Consider the following 15545-nt stretch of genomic DNA (forward strand, 5'->3'; position numbering starts at 1 on the left):
TTGCACGCCGTACGGGAAGTCGCGATAAAGGGGCATCGATCACTGCGGGAAAAGGTGTCGGCGTCATGGAGCAATCGGTTCTGCAAACCCGGGAAGCCGACAACCTGCCGCACCTCTGGCAGCGGATCACCATCGGCGCCGGCCTGACGCTGCACGCGCCTGCCGACCTGAGGTTGGACGCGGCGACGCTCCAGGCGGAGTTCGCGGCCCTGGACGCGGCCCTGCCGCAGGACCAGCGCGGCCATTACCAGAACGGCATCGGGGAGGGGTGGACGAGCATCGCCCTTCTGCACCACCCGCGGGAGGGCTCGTCCAGCGGCCGCAAGGGGGCGCCGCGGCCGGCGCTGGATTTCATGCCCAGCCTGCGCGCCCTGCTGGACCGGCCGGGCTGGATCGCCTGGGGCTGCGACCTGCTTCGCCAGGCGCCCCAGGGCACGCTGGCGTGGCACGCCGAGCCCCAGGCGCTCCACCTGGAGCATTTCCGGATGCTGATCCCGATCCATGCGCCGGCCGGCGCGGTGACCCTGCTGGGGCACGAGGCCGCCGCCTATCCGGAGGGACAGGCGTGGACGGGGGATTTCTGCTTCCCGCACCAGGTGGAAAACTTCACGGATCGGGAGCGGATCGTCGTCGCCGTCGACCTGATGGTCACGCCGGAGGTGCGCGCCCTGTTTCCGGCGGCCCTGGCCGAGGATGTGCCCCGGCGCACGGAGTTGGCGGCTGAGGCAAACCGCGCCATGCGCGCTTGGCTCGACGCTGCGGCGGCCTGACCGCCGCCCGCTTTGCCTTTGCAGGGGAAATCCTGGGGTAAAAATACTCAAGTATGCTACGAGTACTTCAGGATAAACGGTGTTCGCCTAAAAATTCCCTATCATTGAATTTATCTATGCGGTGATACGTTGCAAAGTTATCTAACTTGTGGCCACTGACGGTCGTAGGTGTATTCGTCGCGGCTGATTTTCGGATTGCTGAGTTGACGTGTGGGCTGAAGTGAAATTCTCCTTTTTCGTGCAGAGGCGCGGGATGCGCCTCTCTGACGTTAAGGAGAGACCTGCATGCGCCCCGATATGGTTGCCATCCGTCCCATGGTCGCGGACGACGCTCCGGCTTTTGCCCGCTGCATGCAGCGGGTGTATGGGGACACCTACAAGCCCTTCGTCTATGAGCCGGACGCGGTCCGAAAGCTTCTGGCCGACGGGCGGCTGCGGTCCGTCGTGGCCGTCACGCCGGACGGGGAGATCGTCGCGCACCAGGGCGTGATGCGGGAATACCCGGAGAGCCGCATCGCGGAAGTCACCATGGGCATCGTCGACCCGGCGCACCGCGGCGGCGGCCTGTTCAAGCGCCTGAAGGAGGTGGCCTTCGCCCAGGCCAAGCGGGAGGGGCTGCTGGGCCTGTACGGCGAGGCGGTAACCATCCACGACCATTCGCAGAAGGCCAACATCGCCATGGGGGCCCGGGAGACGGGCGTGATGCTCGGCTACATCCCGGCGAAGCGGACCTTCACAAATTTCGACGGCAACGGAGATGGCGCCGGCGCCCGGCGGCAGGCGGCCGTTCTCTTCTACATCCGCCTGAATCCGGAACCGTCGCGCACCGTCTACGCCCCCTTGGCGCATTGGGGCATGGTGGAGCGCATCTACCGGCACGCCGGGCTGGACCGTCGCATCGCCATGGCCCGCATCGGCGCCCTGGCCGGCCTGCCCGGCCATGCGGACATCCGCCTGAAGGTTCTGCCCGATTTCGGCGCGGCGATGATCCGCGTGGCGACGAGCGGGCTGGACCTCGTCGAGGTGGTGCGGACGCGGCTGCGGGAGGCGGTGCTGAGGCGCGCGGAGGTGGTCTTCCTGGATTTGCCGCTCGCCGACCCGGCCACCCAGATGATGGCCGGACGGCTGGAGGCGCTGGGCTTCTCTTTCGCCGGCGTGTTTCCCGAGTCGGACGCGGGCGATCTTCTGCGCCTCCAATACCGGGGAGACCTTCCGGGCTCCACGCCTCCCGAACCGGACCGCATCCGCATGGCCACCGATTTCGGCCGGACGCTGCTGGCCTACACGCTGGACGAGGATCCCCTGCGCACGGGGCTCCCGGACGCGGCGGCCTGAGGTCAGGTCCCGCGGCCGGTCTTCTCCTGGAGGGCGTCGATCCGCTTCGACGCTTCCGCCTTGGTGAGGTCGCCGTCGAAGGACTCGCCGGCCTCCTCGCTGAGCGTCTTCAGATAGGAGGCCTGGGCGCCGGTCATCGGCTCGTCGCCCGTGGTCCAATCGTCCGGGTTCTTGTCGCGGTTGGAATGGTCGTCGCCGGTCTTCGGATTCTCGGCCGCGTGGCTCCGGTCATCGTGGGCGTCGTCGCGACGATCATGCGTCGTGGTGGGGTGCTTCGTGTTCATGATATGTTCCCATGCTCCGAAAAACGATGGATCAACAATCTACCCTCCGGAAAAGTTCCGCCCGATGCGTCGGGGAGAATGGCGCGGTGGAGAGCGTCCATATTCCGTGTGAAATATCCTGAGCCGCCTACCGTCCGTTGAATCATCCATCGGAAGTGAGTACCCTTTCCCAAAACGGGGTCTTGTCCCGCTGGGGGAAACGTCCGTCTCGTCACGAGGAAGGGAAACGCGATGCCGCTGATGGAGTGGAACGACAAGCTGAGCGTCGGGGTGACGCAGTTCGACAACGAGCACAAGAAGCTCGTCGCCATGGTCAACGAGCTGTTCGACGCCGTGCAGGCCGGCCGGGGCAAGGACGCGCTGGGCAAGATCCTCGACGGGCTGATCGCCTACACGAAGACCCATTTCGCGAACGAGGAACGCTACTTCCAGCAGCTCGGCTACCCGGACCTCGCCGCCCACAAGGCAGAGCACGACGCGCTGGCCAGGCAGGTGCTGGACGTCCAGCAGAAGTACCATTCCGGCGCCACGGCCACGCTTAGCATGGAGGTGATGAACTTCCTCAAGAACTGGCTGGTCAAGCACATCCAGGGCACGGACAAGAAGTACGGCCCCTTCCTGAACGGCAAGGGCATCAAGTGAGTGCATGAGGGAAAGCCCCTTTCCCGTGAGGAAAAGGGGCTTCCTGGTTTAGCGCTTGCCCTTCGTGGGCTCGCTGACGTCCTGGACCGTCTGACCGACCACGTCGTCGTCCCCGGTCTTGGTGGCGAGGTCGCCCAGCGCCACGACGCCGACCAGCCGCTTGTCGCGGTTCAGGATCGGCAGCCGGCGGATTTGCTTTTCCGCCATGATCTGCGCGGCTTCGCTGCTGTCCTGGTCGTCGAAGGCAAAGGCGAGGTCCGGCGTCATGGCGTCGGCCACCTTGGCGGTTTTCACGTCCTTTCCTTCCGCGACCGCGCGGACGGCGATGTCGCGGTCGGTCAGCGTTCCGACCAGACGGTCGTTCTCGCCCACCGGCAGGAAGCCGATGTTGGCGTCGCGCATCATCCGCGCGGCGTCCTGAAGGGGCGTGTCGGGATTCACAAGCTCGACCTGCCGGGTCATGATCTCCCGGATCTGCATGATGCTCTCCCTCCTGCTTGGATGATGAGGATCATGCCGCCGTCCCGGGCTTCGCCGGGCTTCGGCGGCAGCCTACCGGCACCGGCGCGCCGATGTCCGCTCAACCAGGGGGATGTCCGAAAGTTCCGTGACAAAGCCCGTAGCCGGGAACCCCCGTCGGGAACTCTTGAGCGGGGCCGGGGTTCATTGGTTGACGGATGAATCCTGGATGGCTCCGTCATCGCGCAATGCCGGCGAAGGTGCGCCGATGGTTGTACCGCCGAAGGTTGTACTGACAAGTGCGTGCCCGGCCGACCGCCGCACACCCGCCATAACGACGGGGCTGGGCCGCCGCACCGGCCGGATTTTCACAACCGCGCGATCCTTTCGCTTGGCGGCCACCGGCCCGAAGCAGCCGGGATCTTCCATTCCGATCACACCCCGCCACGCCGCCAATCCCTTTCCGCCCGCATGGCCGCCCGCATGGCCGCTCGCTTTGCGCGCGGAGCCTTTTCCATGACCCATAGGAGGCAGGCATATGGAAGAACAGTGGCTGCTCAAGGCCAAATTCACCGCGTTCAACCTGACCGCCCTGGTCTTCGTGCTCGTCCTGTATATCCAGGGCTGGCTCGACCGCGTTCTGACGGGACACATCGCGGTCGCGACCGCGGTCATCGGCGTGGTGTTCCTGATCGGCCTGTTCATGTCCGCCTACCGGGTCTGGAAGATCGGCGGGGAGCTTGACCGCGCCAAGTCCGGCGGCGGCCGAATGGCGACGGTGGAGAGCGAGCGCGCGCTGGAAATCCGGATGTTCTCGCGGATTTCGCACCTTCAGCACATCGCCAACGCGCTGGGCATGCTGGGCCTGATCGGCACCGCCTGGGGCTTCAGCCTGTTCGCGGCCAACATCACGCCGGACATGGTCGGCAACGCGTCGTCGGCCGGCGCCATGGTCACCACGCTGGCGAGCGGCCTGGGTGTGGCGATCTACGCGACGATGCTGGGCGGCGCGCTCTGCCTCTGGACCACCTGCAACCTGCAACTTCTGCGCGGCGCCACCGCCTCGCTCTGCGCGCTGATCATGGACCAGGCGCACGCCCGGCGCCGGGTGTCCCCGACCATGCCCCCGTCTAACGAGGGCGTGTCCTACGCGGCCAAGCAGGCCGCCGCCTACAACGCGCTGAGCGGCGAGGCCACCCCATGAACGACTTCCTTGGCGAGGACCAGACGGGGGTGCTCGTCGCGCGGGACCTGCTGACGCTTCTGCTCTGCGGGTTCGTCGCCTGCGCCGTGCTGGCGGTGCCCTTCATCAACGAAGCCAAGAAGACGGAAGGAAACCAGAACAACTCATCCTCCGCCGCGGCCGGGACCGAACCGCCGGGCAACGTCATCATCGAGGCGCGGTGGGACGACAAGCTGCGCACCGACGTGGACCTGTGGGTGCAGGCCCCGGGCGACGTGCCGGTCGGCTATTCCAACAAATCGGGTCTGATCTTCAATCTTTTGCGCGACGACCTTGGCGCCTACGCCGATCCGACCGAAATCAATTTCGAGACCTCCTATTCGCGGGGGATTCCGCCCGGCGAATACGCGGTCAACGTGCATCTGTTCCGCAATCTTGAGAATGCCTTTCCCATCTGGGTCCGGGTCGTCGCCCGCGTGAAGACGGAAAACGAGTCGGGTGCTGCCACCGTCGCCGCCACGCGCGTTCGGCTGGACCACGAAGGGGAAGAGGTGACCGCCTTCCGCTTCAACCTGACCGAAAAGGGCGAACTGGTGCCGGGGTCCCTGAACGCCGTGTCCAAGCCGCTTCGATCCGCAAAGAATTGATCCGCCTTCCTTTTCGAGAGTGCGCCCATGGAAAGCCTCACCGTCATCTTCGGCTTCGTCGCGATCGTCCTGCTGTTGCTGGTGCTGTCGGCGTTGCGCTGGGCGCGCAACCGCATGGCGCGGGCGATCATCCTGGGATTGTTCGTCCTGATGCTGCCGGCGGCCTACGCGGCCCCGGCGACCCTGCTGGGCCGGGCGAAGCCGGTCACGCTGGAATGGCTTGGCTCCCACGTCCAGGAGGCGAAGGTGCTGAGCGCCACGCTGGTGGAGAACGAGGCGATCTACCTCACCCTGCTGTGGGAGCACGCGCCGAACCTCTACCGCCTGCCCTGGGACCGCCGCATGGCCGAGCAGCTCCAGGAGGCGCAGAAGGAGGCTCAGCGCAACGGCACCCAGCCGATGATGCGCCTGCCCTTCGAACGGTCGTGGGACGACCGGGAGCCGCGCTTCTACGCGCTGCCCCAGCCGAAGATGCCGGACAAGCCCTACCAGAACAGCCCCGGCAACGGTGGGCCGGGCGGGATCGAGTTCCAGCATCCCGGACAGCCGACGTGACCAACAGAGGCAACCGGACGCTTGAGGTGGCGGGCCGGCTCGACTAGGGTCTCCCGACATTTGTCCGCTGGAGGAAAGAGGGCGTCATGCCGTCGTTCGACATTGTGTCCAAGACCGACATCCATGAAATCGACAACGCCTTGAACGGCATGCGCCGCGAGATCGAGACGCGGTTCGATTTCAAGGGATCGCGTTGCACGGTGGAGCGGACGGAGAACGACATCACGCTTCTCGCCGACGACGGCCCGAAGCTGGAGCAGATGCAGGAGTTGCTGCGCGTCTATGTGACCCGTCGCAAGCTGGACGCCGGCGCGCTCGACTTCTCCAACAAGCCGGAGCGGGCGGCCGGCGACGCCCTGCGCCAGGTGATCACGGTGAAGCAGGGCATCGCCCAGGACCTCGGCAAGACGATCGTCAAGGCGATCAAGGACGCCAAGATGAAGGTCCAGGTCTCCATCCAGGGCGATGAGCTGCGCGTGACCGGCAAGAAGCGCGACGACCTGCAGGACGCCATCCAGCTGGTCCGCGGGCTGAAGATCGAGCAGCCGCTGCAATACGTGAACTTCCGGGACTGAGAAGGGCCATCCCGCACCGGTCAAAGATTTCCACCCGTCAAAATTTTCCTTGGGCACCGGTCAGTTTTTGCCGGGCTGTAGGGCAATTTTTGCCGGGTGATGGCGTCGCACCGCCGGAAACCGGCGCGTTTCCGCGACCCCGCCGTGGCGCGGCGTTTGCTTGACCACTCCAGGATTGCCGAACGCTCCAGGGTTCCCGTCCCATGTCGATCTTGGCAAACGCCGATGCTTCCCAGCAGATGCGCATCCGGGCCGAAGAGCTTCTGGAGCGCAAAGGCACGGGCGCGTCCCGGCAGGCGGGGGAACTCGCCGGCCAGTTCGCGGCGATGCTGGAGCAGCTGAACGGCGTCGGCGATTCGAACGGCGGTGGAACGGGACTGGGGGAGATCGCGGCCGCGGCGCCGGGTGCGGTGTCCGCTGTCCAGCACCGGCTGGGCATCGGCGCGGTCAGCGTCTTCGCGCAGAGCACCCCCGACGACGGCGCGGACGGCAACGCCCAGACCCCCGACCCGCGGATGCCCAACGCGGACGAGGCGATGCAGGTGGTGCAGAGCGCCTTGCAGTCGGGCGGTGCGTCCAACGACTTCCGCTGGCTGACCACCCTGCTGACGCAGACCGGTCCCGACGCCCCGACCTCCAATTTCGGCTGATGCCGCCCTGAGCTAGACGGTGCAGAGGAAGCGCCGCTCGGTGCCTTCCAGGACGAGGGCGGTCAGCCGGTTGGTGGCGAAGGCCCCGGTGTCGATGCCGATGCGGTTCGACCGGAGTTCCGGCTGCTCCGCGATGGTGTGGCCGTGCACCACGACCTTGCCATGGTCGGCGGTCGAGTGCAGGAACTCCCGCCGGATCCACAGCAGGTCCGATTCGGATTGCCGGTCGAGCGGAACGCCGGGCTTTATGCCCGCGTGCACGAACAGATAGTCGCCGATGGCGATGCTGTTCCGCAGCCGCTTGAGGAAGGCGAGGTGATGGCCGGGCAACGCCGCGAGGAGCTGCTGCCGCGCCTCCTCCAGCAGTTCGGGCGGGGCGTCCTCGGCGGGCGGGACGATGCCGTAGCTGGCGATGGTGGCGTTGCCGCCATAGGCGATCCAGGCGCCGCCGATATGGACATCGGCCAGGAAGTCCAGCATCGCGGCCTCGTGATTGCCGCGTAGATGGATGGCGCCGAAGCCGGGCGGGGGCGGGCCCGCCAGGCGCTCGATCACCAGCCGCGACTGCGGGCCGCGGTCCACATAGTCGCCCAGGAAGACGACGTACTTGACGAGGTCGGCCGCGGATTCCGCGTCGCGTTCAATCTGCCCCAGAAGCTGTTCCAGCAGGTCGAACCGGCCATGAACGTCGCCGACCGCGTAGACGCGCACGCCGCGCGGCACCGCGGCCACGACGGGGGCCGGGTCCGACCACAGCTTGCGCGCAAAGGCGAACACGCGACGCACTCCTCCTGCGTTATGGTTCAACGACATCTGATCGGCGACGTCTTGCCGGTTCTTATGGTGGGGACGCGGACGGGCTCGCTCCATCCCTCCGCGACGGCTTACTTCCGTCGCGAATACGAGGATATGTCAATCCACTCTTCCGGTTAAGCCGGAATCGCGGGCCTCTCCATCCGCTTGGCTGGTCAGGAGCCCCAATCAGGACCCAGGCATCGCCCGGTCGAGCGACGCCAGCAGGTCGTCGACTCGCAGCGTCACCACCCGGCTGTCCAGCCGAAGCCAGTGATAGACCCTTTGCTTCGTCCCGTTGGCGACCTGGAACTCCAGCCGCGCCGTGTGGCCGGTTCGCAGCAGCGGCAGCAGGCGCTCCATGGGCCCGCAGGTCAGGCCGACCCGGCGGGCCTCCTTGACCGCGGCGAAGCGGGTCAGCATCTCCGGACCCGCGTCGGCGTCCTTCACGCGGCCGCTCGTCACCTGCTGGAGGAAGCTCGCGAATTCCGGCGGCGCGTCGTCGGGGAGCTTCCCGTCGTCGAGCGCGCGGGCCAGCTCGCTGAGGGCGCCGGGCGTGTAGAAGCGCTGCGGCGGCGCGCCGTCGACGGTCAGCGTCACCGGACGGTCGAGCGCGATGGGGCCATCGAAGACGATGTGGAGCGTGGTGCAGGTCCCGTCGCGGACGGCGTTGAGGCTCAACTCGCTCTGGCCGCCGCGGTTGTTCGCGAAGTCCTCCACCGCCGAGGCGGTGCAGCGCCGGGCCGGCCCATCGCCCGCGCAGGCGACTGGAAAGGCCGAGGGCGGGGCCGTGGAGGCCGGGACCGCCGTTTCCGCCAACGCCGGGGCGGAAAGCCCGGTCTGCAGCCCCAATGCCAGCAGCCCCAATCCCAGAAGAGGAAAGCCCATCCAGCGTGCCATCCGCGCCACTCCCTTCGGCAAGACGCCTTGCGTGAAGGGGCGGACGTTAGCGGAATTGGGCTTTCATCTTGGTTAACGAAATCACAATTTCCGACGATTCGTCCTTACGCGGCCAGGGTCATTCCGGACACCCAACGGCGCACGTCGGTGGTGATGTTGGTGATGCGCCCGGCCTCCATCTCGATCAGCATGTCGCAGTCGCGCAGCGTGGCGAGGCGGTGCGTGATCATGAAGGTGGTCCGGCCGTCCATCAGCCGCTCGACCCCGTCCATGATCGCCTGCTCGGTGCGCAGGTCCACGGCGCTGGTCGGTTCGTCCAGGATGAGGATCGGCGCGTCGCACAGGAAGGCGCGGGCGAGGGCGATGCGCTGCCGTTCGCCGCCGGAGAAGCGCATGCCGCGCTCGCCCACCGGCGTGTCATAGCCCGCGGGCAGGCGCAGAATGAAGTCGTGGGCGTCGGCGGCCTTTGCCGCGGCGACGATCTCGTTCATCGTCGCGTCGGGGCGGCCGTAGGCGATGTTCGCCGCGACGGTGGTGGAGAACAGGATGGTGTCCTGCCCGACGATGGCGAACTGGCGGCGCAGGTCGGCGAGCCGCAGGTCGCGCAGATCCTCCCCGTCCAGATAGACCGTGCCCGCCTGCGGGTCGTAGAGGCGGGTCAGCAGCCCGACCAGGGAGGACTTGCCGGCGCCCGACTTGCCGACGATGCCGACGCGGCTGCCGGCGGGGATGGCGAAGGTCATGCCCTGCACGATGGGGCGCCCGGTGCCGTGGTCGAAGGACACGTTGGAGAAGGCGACGTCGCCCCGGGCGCGCAGCATCGGCGTGGCGTGGGGGCGTTCGGCGGGGTCGGCCGTCTCGTCCAGAAGGGAGAAGGCGCGGCGCAGGTTCGCCATCAGCTTCTGCTGCGCGGCGACCTGATGGCCCATGTTCTGGAGCGGCTGGTACAGCTGGGCGAGATAGGAGAGCGCCAGGAGAAGTTCGCCCACCGTCAGCGCCCCGGCCTGCACGTCGGTGACGCCGATCCACAGGACCGCCGCCGTGCCGGAGGCCAGCAGGATCGACACCAGGAAGCCCAGTCCGCTTTCCGCCAGAGCGGCGCGCATGAAGCTGCGGATCAGGTCGTCCGTGCGCTGGGCAAAGCGCGCGACCTCCCGCTCCTCCTGGCCGAAGGCGCGGACGACGCGCAGGGCCGACAGCGTCTCGTGCAGCACGGACTTGGCCGCGCTGTCCTTTTCGCAGACGGCGTCCCAGCGGCTGCGCAGCCGGTGGTGCGACAGGGCGGTCAGCAGGGCGAACAGGGGGGACACGGCCAGCGCGACGATCGCCAGCTTCGCGTTGATCAGCGCCGTCACCCAGACCATGCCGGCGAAATAGGCGGCCGACGTGACGAAAGGCAGAAGCACGTGGCTGATCTGCCATTGGATGGCGCTGGCGTCGTCCTCGATGCGGTTCAGCGCGTCGGAGATGCCCTTGCTGTCGTGCCGGACGAGCGCCAGGCGCTGGGCGTGCAGGAACAGCTTGGCGCGGAAATCGGCGACCATGCGCTGGCCGGTCCAATCCCGCAGCATGCGGTCGGCCAGCCCGTGCAGTTGGGTCAGCAGCGCCGCAACCACCACCAGCCCGACCGCGAGGACGATCGGGTTTCCCTGCAGCCACTCCGGCACCGTGCCGGCCACCGGGCCGGGCAGGGGCTTGCCGCCGATGACCGTGTCCACGGCGATGGTCACCGGCAGGGGCATCAGCAGGCCGATGGGTGTGCCTAGCACGCCCAGCAGGAGCAGGCCCGCCAGCTGGGGCCGGAACCGCTTGGCTTCACGGAAGACGCGGGCGTAGAGGGAGAACAGTCCGGCTGAAGACGGCGTGGCAGCCATGGTCGGTCTCGCGGAGCGCAGTTGGGTAAAATTTGAGCCGACACTCCGCGACCTTGGTTAATGACTTATTGCCTATGCCTTATGTCGCAAATTTCCCTCACTTGTACCTTTTCGGCCGACGCCACCGAAGGATGAGCCGATTGGAATCCGCAAGCGCTTCGCGAGAAGCCGTTCCGTTAATCCGAAAGGCATGTTCCCGCTCGCCCAATTTTCGCGGCTCGCCCGGAAGCACACGCAGGGAAGAGGAACAAAACTGTCGAGTTCGCGTTCTGCTGTGTGAATGTTCGTCACTTCGGAGGATGCCATGTCCGTTGGCACCATCTTACTGATCATTCTGATTCTGGTGCTTCTGGGTGCGGTGCCGGCGTGGCCGCACAGCCGGTCATGGGGCTATGGGCCGAGCGGTATTGTCGGCGTGCTGCTGATCATCCTGATCGTCCTGTTGTTGATGGGACGGATTTAACCATGACGAACGGGCCGGAACCTTAAGCGGCGCCGCCCCGTTTCCGGTGCGATGCCGACCGGCTCGGCAAAGGTCCGCCCCACCCACGGGGCCATCAACGGAGGAGAACCAAAGGATGCCGGCCAATATCTTCTACATCATCGGCGTTGTCGTCGTCGTTCTGCTGATCCTGTCCTTCCTCGGTCTTCGGTAAGGACAGATCCGGCACTGCACCTGACCGGCGGAACGCACCGGAGGCTCCGTACCCACGCAATGGAACGGCGCCTCCGGTGCGGTCCGCCTTTTGTGCGTCTTCAGCCCCGCCGCGGCGTGCGGCGCAGGACGAACATCAGCCAGCCGATCGGCCCCAGGATCAGAACCATCACCAGCCATCCCACGCGCGGCCCGAAGGGGCAGCGCGACCCGGGCGGCGGCCGCCAGGGCCCGCCGCGCGGCGACAGCAGGATGTGCAGGAGGGGCGCGCCGTACAGCGCGAACAGGATCAGCCAGGGGGTGGGATCATGGGACATGGCCTCATACTACCCGAGAATGGCCGTCCGCTCCCACCCCGGAGCCAAGCCCACGGCCATGGGTGCGCTTGCGGGGCCTGTGATGAAATGGTAATACCGCATGGCTGCTGTTTGGGACATGCCCGGTTTGCAACCTTGCTGGTGGCGATCGGGCGACCTATGATCCTGCGTCTCAGCTATGCCGAAAGGCGAGTGCCATGGCCATCGAGATCGAACGACGCTTTCTGGTCCGGAAAGACATCCGTCGTCTCTGCCGGGATGGTGTCCGCATCGTGCAGGGGTACCTGCCGTCGGACGGGGAGCACACGATCCGCGTCCGGCTTGCCGGGTCCGAAGGCACCCTGACCATGAAGAGCCGCCGCCGCGGCCTGTGCCGAGACGAGCTGGAATATGCCATATCCGGGGACTACGCCGCGCGCCTTCTGCGCACCGCCTGCGGCGCCGGGCTGATCGAGAAGACCCGCTACCTCGTCCACCACCACGGCCTTTGTTGGGAAGTGGATGTGTTCGATGGCGAGAACGCCGGGCTCGTCATCGCGGAGATCGAGCTTTCCCATCCCGAACAGGTCGTTCCGTTGCCGGATTGGGTCGGGGCCGAAGTGACCCATGTCCCGGCCTACAGCAATTCCTCCCTGTCCCGCTCCCCCATCCGCCGCTGGCTTGCCGCGGCCTGATTCACCACGGCCATCCCGGAAAAAAGGCCCCGGTTCGGTGAACCGGGGCCCAAGTCTGCGTGGATGACTGGTCCTACCACAGCAAATTGCGTGCCGTTCTGAAGGGGGAACGTCTTTTGGCGGGTCCCTGTTGACCAGAAGCCGATCGTGCGGGACGGCCCGCGGAGCGGCAGGGAAACGACAAACGGGACGTTTGCACCATGGCTCAGAACGAAAATCGGTGGAGGAACGAGGGCCGCTCCTGGAGTGACGACGATCGCTGGCGCGGCGAAAGCCGCGACTGGGGCGGGCAGGGCCGCAACGCAGGGTCGCATGACCGCGACGAAAATCGTGGCTATGGGCGTGGGGACTACGGGCGGGGCGCCTACGATGTGGGCGATTACGGCCGTGGTGATTACGAACGCGGCGAATCGATGCGCGGCGGCGGCTACGGAGAAGGCACCCAGGGGCAGGGCAGCTACAATCGAGACGACAGCCGCGACGACAGCCGCGGGGGCTACGGGCGTTCCGATTATGGGCGTTCGGATTACGGCTCGTCCCGGTCCGACTGGCAGGGCGGGCGCGAGACCTACCGCAGCCAGGACACCGGCGCCAACCAGGACTGGAGCCGGAACCGTGATTGGGACCGCGACCAGAACCGTGGCGAGCAGCGCCGGGATTACGGTGGCTATGCCGGCCGGGAGGGGTCGAGCGGCTTCGGCGGCTATGGCGGCGCCGGCTACGCCCGCGAAGACCGCATGGGCTCCGATCCCGGCGGCCGTGGCTTTGGCAGCCGTGATGTTGGGGGCCGTGATGTTGGGGGCCGTGATTTTGGGGGCCGCGAATTCGGGTCCGGCATGGGCGGCTCCGGCATTGGAAGCGCGGGCATGAATCGCAACTACGGCAGCCGCAACGACTGGGGCCGGTCGGGTTCGGAGTCGTCCGGTCATGGCCGTTCCAATTACGGCTCTTCGGACTGGGGCCGCCAGGATTACGGGCGCGGAGATTACGGCGGCCGCGCGTCCGGCCGCTCCTGGTCGGACCGCGAGGAGGGCTATGGCCAGGGCCGGGGCTTCGCCGGCTACCGGGGCATGGGCTCCGAATACGGCTACGGCGAGGACCGCGACCCGAGTCGCCGTTGGAGCAGCGATTGGGGCCACAGCAATTGGAGCCACAGCGATCGGAGCCAGGGCGGCGACCGCGGCCGGCGCGATCAGCGCGAGGACCGCGGCTTCTGGGAGCGCGCCGGCGACGAGATCGCGTCCTGGTTCGGCGACGAGGACGCGGAGCGCCGCCGTCGTGAGGACGAGATGCGCGCGCAGCGCGGCGGACGCCATCACGGCCGTGGCCCGCGCGGCTACAGCCGCTCCGACGACCGCGTCCGCGAGGACATCAACGACCGCCTGACCGACGATCCCCACATCGACGCGTCGGACATCACCGTCACCGTGTCGAACGGGGAGGCGACACTGACCGGCCATGTCGACCATCGCATGGCGAAGCGGCGGGCCGAGGACATCGTCGAGTCGATCTCCGGCGTGCGGCATGTGCAGAACAACCTGCGCGTCCGCCAGCACGGCGAGACCGGAAGCGGCCTCACCGGCACCGGCACGACCACGGCCGGCGCGTCCGCCATGGCGGGGGCGGGAACCTCTTCCGGCACCACGACGGGAAGCACCCTGGGGGGAACGGGCACGACGTCGGGCACGACGGTCGGATCCACGACGACCGGTGACCTGAGCGGGACGCGCACGACGACGCGTTAAGCGCCTTGGTCACATAAGGAAAAAGGGCCCTCCTTCCCGCGCGGAAGAGGGGCCCTTTTTCATGGTGGCGGTGTGACCCGTCAGTGGGCGGTGTCCGCCATGAAAGGCGTGTACTGGGCGTCGACGTTCTGGATGTGCTCGATCAGCCATTCCTTGAGCAAAAGGATCAGGTCGATGCGCAGCATCATCTCGTTGCTGTCGTCGTTGTCCTGGCAGAGCTTCTGCACCTCGTCGATGAAATAACGGTGCGCCGCCCGGTGCTGCTCAAGGTTCGGGTATCCCTGGCGCTCCATCAAGTCCTCTTCGCGGGCGAAATGGACTTTCGTGTAGTCGTTGAGTCCGCCGAGCAGGCCGGACAGGCTTTCACGGTCCTTTTCCGCAATGCCCGTCTTCAGGAGGCCGTTGAACATGTCGATCAGCTTTCTATGGTCGTCGTCGAGAACGGCGACTCCGACGCTCATTTTTTCATCCCAGGCGACATGTTCCATGGCATCAATCCTCCCTATGGGCCGGAATGCGTGAATATTGTTGCCGCTTTATACTTTGCGCGGGATCCTAGAGCCGGCAACGGCGCCGATTCAAGCGGCAAAAAACCGCAGGGCGGGGGTGCGGCGATGCGCGCCACCTGACGATTGCCAAACAAGGATGTTCTTTCCGGCGGGGCGGGCACGCATTATTACATGCGAGGGATCTGCGGAGTTCCGGCACATGGCGCTGCTCGACGACATCACACAGAAAAAACGGGCTTTGGACGACGCAAGGCCGTTGCCGCCGGAGGTCGTGCGCGATCTGGCCGACTGGTTCGAACTGGAACTGACCAAGGCCTGCAACGCGGTCGAGGGCGGGGAGTTGGCGACGGACGAGGTGCGCACCGTGCTCGACCGCGGCGCCGTGCTGCGCCACCGCCCGCCGGAAGCCCAGCGCCTGGTCCTGAACCACCGATCGGCGCTGGAACTGATGGCGCGCCTGTCCTACCAGCCCGGCGGCGTGGTGACGGAGCGGACGGTGGCGGCCTTCCACGGCGTGCTCTATCAGGGCATCGACGAAGACGCCGGCAAATACCGCGAAGGTCCGCTGAAGGACGGCAGCGTCGGCGCGTCGCCCGACCCGGCGAAGGTGCGCGTGTCCATGTCGGCCCTGTCCGGCTGGCTGCGCCGCACGGAACCGAGTCCCGAGGCCGCCTTCGAGGCGCATCACCGGCTGATGAGCGTCCGCCCCTTCTTCGAAGGCAACGCCGCGACGGCGCTTCTTCTCTGCAACCTGATCCTGAACCGGGCCGGGTACCCGCCGGTGGCGGTGCGAACCGAGGACGCGGAGCTGTACCGCGGGCTCGTAGAACGGGCCTGGTCGGTCGGCGACAAGACGCCCTTCCGCGACCTGATGATGCGCTTCCTGGACCGCAGCCTGGACGTCTGCCTGCTCGGCGCCTCCAAGGCGCCGGCCGACGCCGGAGCGGCCGAGGGCGCCGGCGAGGACGCCTGACCGTCT

19 protein-coding genes are annotated in these 15545 nt (G+C 66.9%); 12 read left to right on the plus strand and 7 right to left on the minus strand.

Annotated features, from left to right (window positions below):
• Positions 1-65: 65 nt before the first annotated feature.
• Together J2851_RS00865 and J2851_RS00870 are read left to right on the plus strand one after the other, a co-directional pair.
• A complete protein-coding gene (locus J2851_RS00865) occupies positions 66-770 on the plus strand; it encodes an aspartyl/asparaginyl beta-hydroxylase domain-containing protein (RefSeq protein WP_209762466.1) in 705 nt (234 codons plus the stop codon).
• A 285-nt stretch (positions 771-1055) separates the two neighbouring features.
• A complete protein-coding gene (locus J2851_RS00870; RefSeq protein WP_209762469.1) occupies positions 1056-2105 on the plus strand; it encodes a GNAT family N-acetyltransferase in 1050 nt (349 codons plus the stop codon).
• A gap of 2 nt (positions 2106-2107) precedes the next feature.
• Here J2851_RS00870 and J2851_RS00875 read toward each other — a convergent pair whose 3' ends face one another.
• A complete protein-coding gene (locus J2851_RS00875) occupies positions 2108-2389 on the minus strand; it encodes a DUF3072 domain-containing protein (RefSeq protein ID WP_246500333.1) in 282 nt (93 codons plus the stop codon).
• Positions 2390-2620: 231 nt separating this feature from the next.
• On the opposite strand from J2851_RS00875, the gene J2851_RS00880 reads away from it, so the two are divergent.
• Positions 2621-3031 carry a bacteriohemerythrin gene (locus J2851_RS00880; protein ID WP_209762472.1) on the plus strand — a complete coding sequence of 137 codons (411 nt, stop codon included), beginning with the start codon at positions 2621-2623 and terminating at the stop codon, positions 3029-3031.
• Positions 3032-3079: 48 nt separating this feature from the next.
• Here the strand turns inward: J2851_RS00880 and J2851_RS00885 are convergent, their stop codons facing one another.
• Positions 3080-3511, minus strand: coding sequence for a CBS domain-containing protein (locus tag J2851_RS00885; RefSeq protein WP_209762476.1), 432 nt, complete (start codon positions 3509-3511; stop codon positions 3080-3082).
• 517 nt (positions 3512-4028) lie between these two features.
• Between J2851_RS00885 and J2851_RS00890 the strand changes: the two genes are divergently transcribed.
• The 5 genes from J2851_RS00890 to J2851_RS00910 all read left to right on the plus strand — a co-directional run bounded on the left by J2851_RS00890 (position 4029) and on the right by J2851_RS00910 (position 7100).
• On the plus strand, positions 4029-4694 hold the full coding sequence (locus tag J2851_RS00890) for a MotA/TolQ/ExbB proton channel family protein (RefSeq protein WP_209762479.1): 666 nt from the start codon (positions 4029-4031) through the stop codon (positions 4692-4694).
• Positions 4691-5320 (plus strand): hypothetical protein, encoded by a 630-nt coding sequence (locus J2851_RS00895; RefSeq protein ID WP_209762482.1) that lies wholly within the window; start codon positions 4691-4693, stop codon positions 5318-5320. Before J2851_RS00890 ends, J2851_RS00895 begins: the two co-directional genes overlap by 4 nt.
• Before the next feature lie 27 nt (positions 5321-5347).
• Positions 5348-5875: a hypothetical protein gene (locus J2851_RS00900; protein ID WP_209762484.1), complete on the plus strand. Its 528-nt coding sequence runs from the start codon at positions 5348-5350 to the stop codon at positions 5873-5875.
• Positions 5876-5961: 86 nt separating this feature from the next.
• A complete protein-coding gene (locus J2851_RS00905; protein WP_209762487.1) occupies positions 5962-6450 on the plus strand; it encodes a YajQ family cyclic di-GMP-binding protein in 489 nt (162 codons plus the stop codon).
• A gap of 203 nt (positions 6451-6653) precedes the next feature.
• On the plus strand, positions 6654-7100 hold the full coding sequence (locus tag J2851_RS00910) for a hypothetical protein (protein WP_209762489.1): 447 nt from the start codon (positions 6654-6656) through the stop codon (positions 7098-7100).
• A 12-nt stretch (positions 7101-7112) separates the two neighbouring features.
• On the opposite strand, the gene J2851_RS00915 is transcribed toward J2851_RS00910, so the two are convergent.
• The 3 genes from J2851_RS00915 to J2851_RS00925 form a co-directional block, all read right to left on the minus strand.
• A complete protein-coding gene (locus J2851_RS00915; protein WP_307420057.1) occupies positions 7113-7877 on the minus strand; it encodes a metallophosphoesterase family protein in 765 nt (254 codons plus the stop codon).
• A gap of 204 nt (positions 7878-8081) precedes the next feature.
• Positions 8082-8792: a hypothetical protein gene (locus J2851_RS00920; RefSeq protein ID WP_246500334.1), complete on the minus strand. Its 711-nt coding sequence runs from the start codon at positions 8790-8792 to the stop codon at positions 8082-8084.
• Positions 8793-8896: 104 nt separating this feature from the next.
• Complete coding sequence (locus J2851_RS00925) at positions 8897-10666, minus strand: ABC transporter ATP-binding protein (RefSeq protein WP_209762496.1); 1770 nt, start codon at positions 10664-10666, stop codon at positions 8897-8899.
• A 304-nt stretch (positions 10667-10970) separates the two neighbouring features.
• Here J2851_RS00925 and J2851_RS00930 point away from each other — a divergent pair, with 304 nt between their 5' ends.
• Positions 10971-11129, plus strand: a complete 159-nt coding sequence (locus J2851_RS00930; protein ID WP_209762500.1) for a DUF3309 family protein — start codon at positions 10971-10973, stop codon at positions 11127-11129.
• 293 nt (positions 11130-11422) lie between these two features.
• Here J2851_RS00930 and J2851_RS00935 read toward each other — a convergent pair whose 3' ends face one another.
• Positions 11423-11638, minus strand: coding sequence for a hypothetical protein (locus J2851_RS00935; RefSeq protein ID WP_209762503.1), 216 nt, complete (start codon positions 11636-11638; stop codon positions 11423-11425).
• A gap of 197 nt (positions 11639-11835) precedes the next feature.
• On the opposite strand from J2851_RS00935, the gene J2851_RS00940 reads away from it, so the two are divergent.
• On the plus strand, positions 11836-12312 hold the full coding sequence (locus J2851_RS00940) for a CYTH domain-containing protein (RefSeq protein WP_209762506.1): 477 nt from the start codon (positions 11836-11838) through the stop codon (positions 12310-12312).
• Between the two features lie 200 nt (positions 12313-12512).
• Complete coding sequence (locus J2851_RS35485) at positions 12513-14057, plus strand: BON domain-containing protein (protein WP_246500335.1); 1545 nt, start codon at positions 12513-12515, stop codon at positions 14055-14057.
• An 80-nt stretch (positions 14058-14137) separates the two neighbouring features.
• On the opposite strand, the gene J2851_RS00950 is transcribed toward J2851_RS35485, so the two are convergent.
• Positions 14138-14545: a bacteriohemerythrin gene (locus J2851_RS00950; protein WP_209762509.1), complete on the minus strand. Its 408-nt coding sequence runs from the start codon at positions 14543-14545 to the stop codon at positions 14138-14140.
• 220 nt (positions 14546-14765) lie between these two features.
• Here J2851_RS00950 and J2851_RS00955 point away from each other — a divergent pair, with 220 nt between their 5' ends.
• On the plus strand, positions 14766-15539 hold the full coding sequence (locus J2851_RS00955) for a Fic family protein (protein ID WP_209762512.1): 774 nt from the start codon (positions 14766-14768) through the stop codon (positions 15537-15539).
• Positions 15540-15545 lie beyond the last annotated feature (6 nt).

This window comes from Azospirillum rugosum, assembly GCF_017876155.1.
GTDB lineage: Bacteria > Pseudomonadota > Alphaproteobacteria > Azospirillales > Azospirillaceae > Azospirillum > Azospirillum rugosum.

Bases quoted from the DNA above. Each gene is read 5' to 3' on its own strand.
- J2851_RS00940 (WP_209762506.1), top strand. From the start codon at position 11,836: ATGGCCATCGAGATCGAACGACGCTTTCTGGTCCGGAAAGACATCCGT.
- J2851_RS00930 (WP_209762500.1), top strand. From the start codon at position 10,971: ATGTCCGTTGGCACCATCTTACTGATCATTCTGATTCTGGTGCTTCTG.
- J2851_RS00950 (WP_209762509.1), bottom strand. From the start codon at position 14,545: ATGGAACATGTCGCCTGGGATGAAAAAATGAGCGTCGGAGTCGCCGTT.
- J2851_RS00895 (WP_209762482.1), top strand. From the start codon at position 4,691: ATGAACGACTTCCTTGGCGAGGACCAGACGGGGGTGCTCGTCGCGCGG.
- J2851_RS35485 (WP_246500335.1), top strand. From the start codon at position 12,513: ATGGCTCAGAACGAAAATCGGTGGAGGAACGAGGGCCGCTCCTGGAGT.
- J2851_RS00935 (WP_209762503.1), bottom strand. From the start codon at position 11,638: ATGTCCCATGATCCCACCCCCTGGCTGATCCTGTTCGCGCTGTACGGC.
- J2851_RS00920 (WP_246500334.1), bottom strand. From the start codon at position 8,792: ATGGCACGCTGGATGGGCTTTCCTCTTCTGGGATTGGGGCTGCTGGCA.
- J2851_RS00925 (WP_209762496.1), bottom strand. From the start codon at position 10,666: ATGGCTGCCACGCCGTCTTCAGCCGGACTGTTCTCCCTCTACGCCCGC.
- J2851_RS00900 (WP_209762484.1), top strand. From the start codon at position 5,348: ATGGAAAGCCTCACCGTCATCTTCGGCTTCGTCGCGATCGTCCTGCTG.
- J2851_RS00875 (WP_246500333.1), bottom strand. From the start codon at position 2,389: ATGAACACGAAGCACCCCACCACGACGCATGATCGTCGCGACGACGCC.
- J2851_RS00880 (WP_209762472.1), top strand. From the start codon at position 2,621: ATGCCGCTGATGGAGTGGAACGACAAGCTGAGCGTCGGGGTGACGCAG.
- J2851_RS00905 (WP_209762487.1), top strand. From the start codon at position 5,962: ATGCCGTCGTTCGACATTGTGTCCAAGACCGACATCCATGAAATCGAC.
- J2851_RS00955 (WP_209762512.1), top strand. From the start codon at position 14,766: ATGGCGCTGCTCGACGACATCACACAGAAAAAACGGGCTTTGGACGAC.
- J2851_RS00910 (WP_209762489.1), top strand. From the start codon at position 6,654: ATGTCGATCTTGGCAAACGCCGATGCTTCCCAGCAGATGCGCATCCGG.
- J2851_RS00870 (WP_209762469.1), top strand. From the start codon at position 1,056: ATGCGCCCCGATATGGTTGCCATCCGTCCCATGGTCGCGGACGACGCT.
- J2851_RS00885 (WP_209762476.1), bottom strand. From the start codon at position 3,511: ATGCAGATCCGGGAGATCATGACCCGGCAGGTCGAGCTTGTGAATCCC.
- J2851_RS00865 (WP_209762466.1), top strand. From the start codon at position 66: ATGGAGCAATCGGTTCTGCAAACCCGGGAAGCCGACAACCTGCCGCAC.
- J2851_RS00890 (WP_209762479.1), top strand. From the start codon at position 4,029: ATGGAAGAACAGTGGCTGCTCAAGGCCAAATTCACCGCGTTCAACCTG.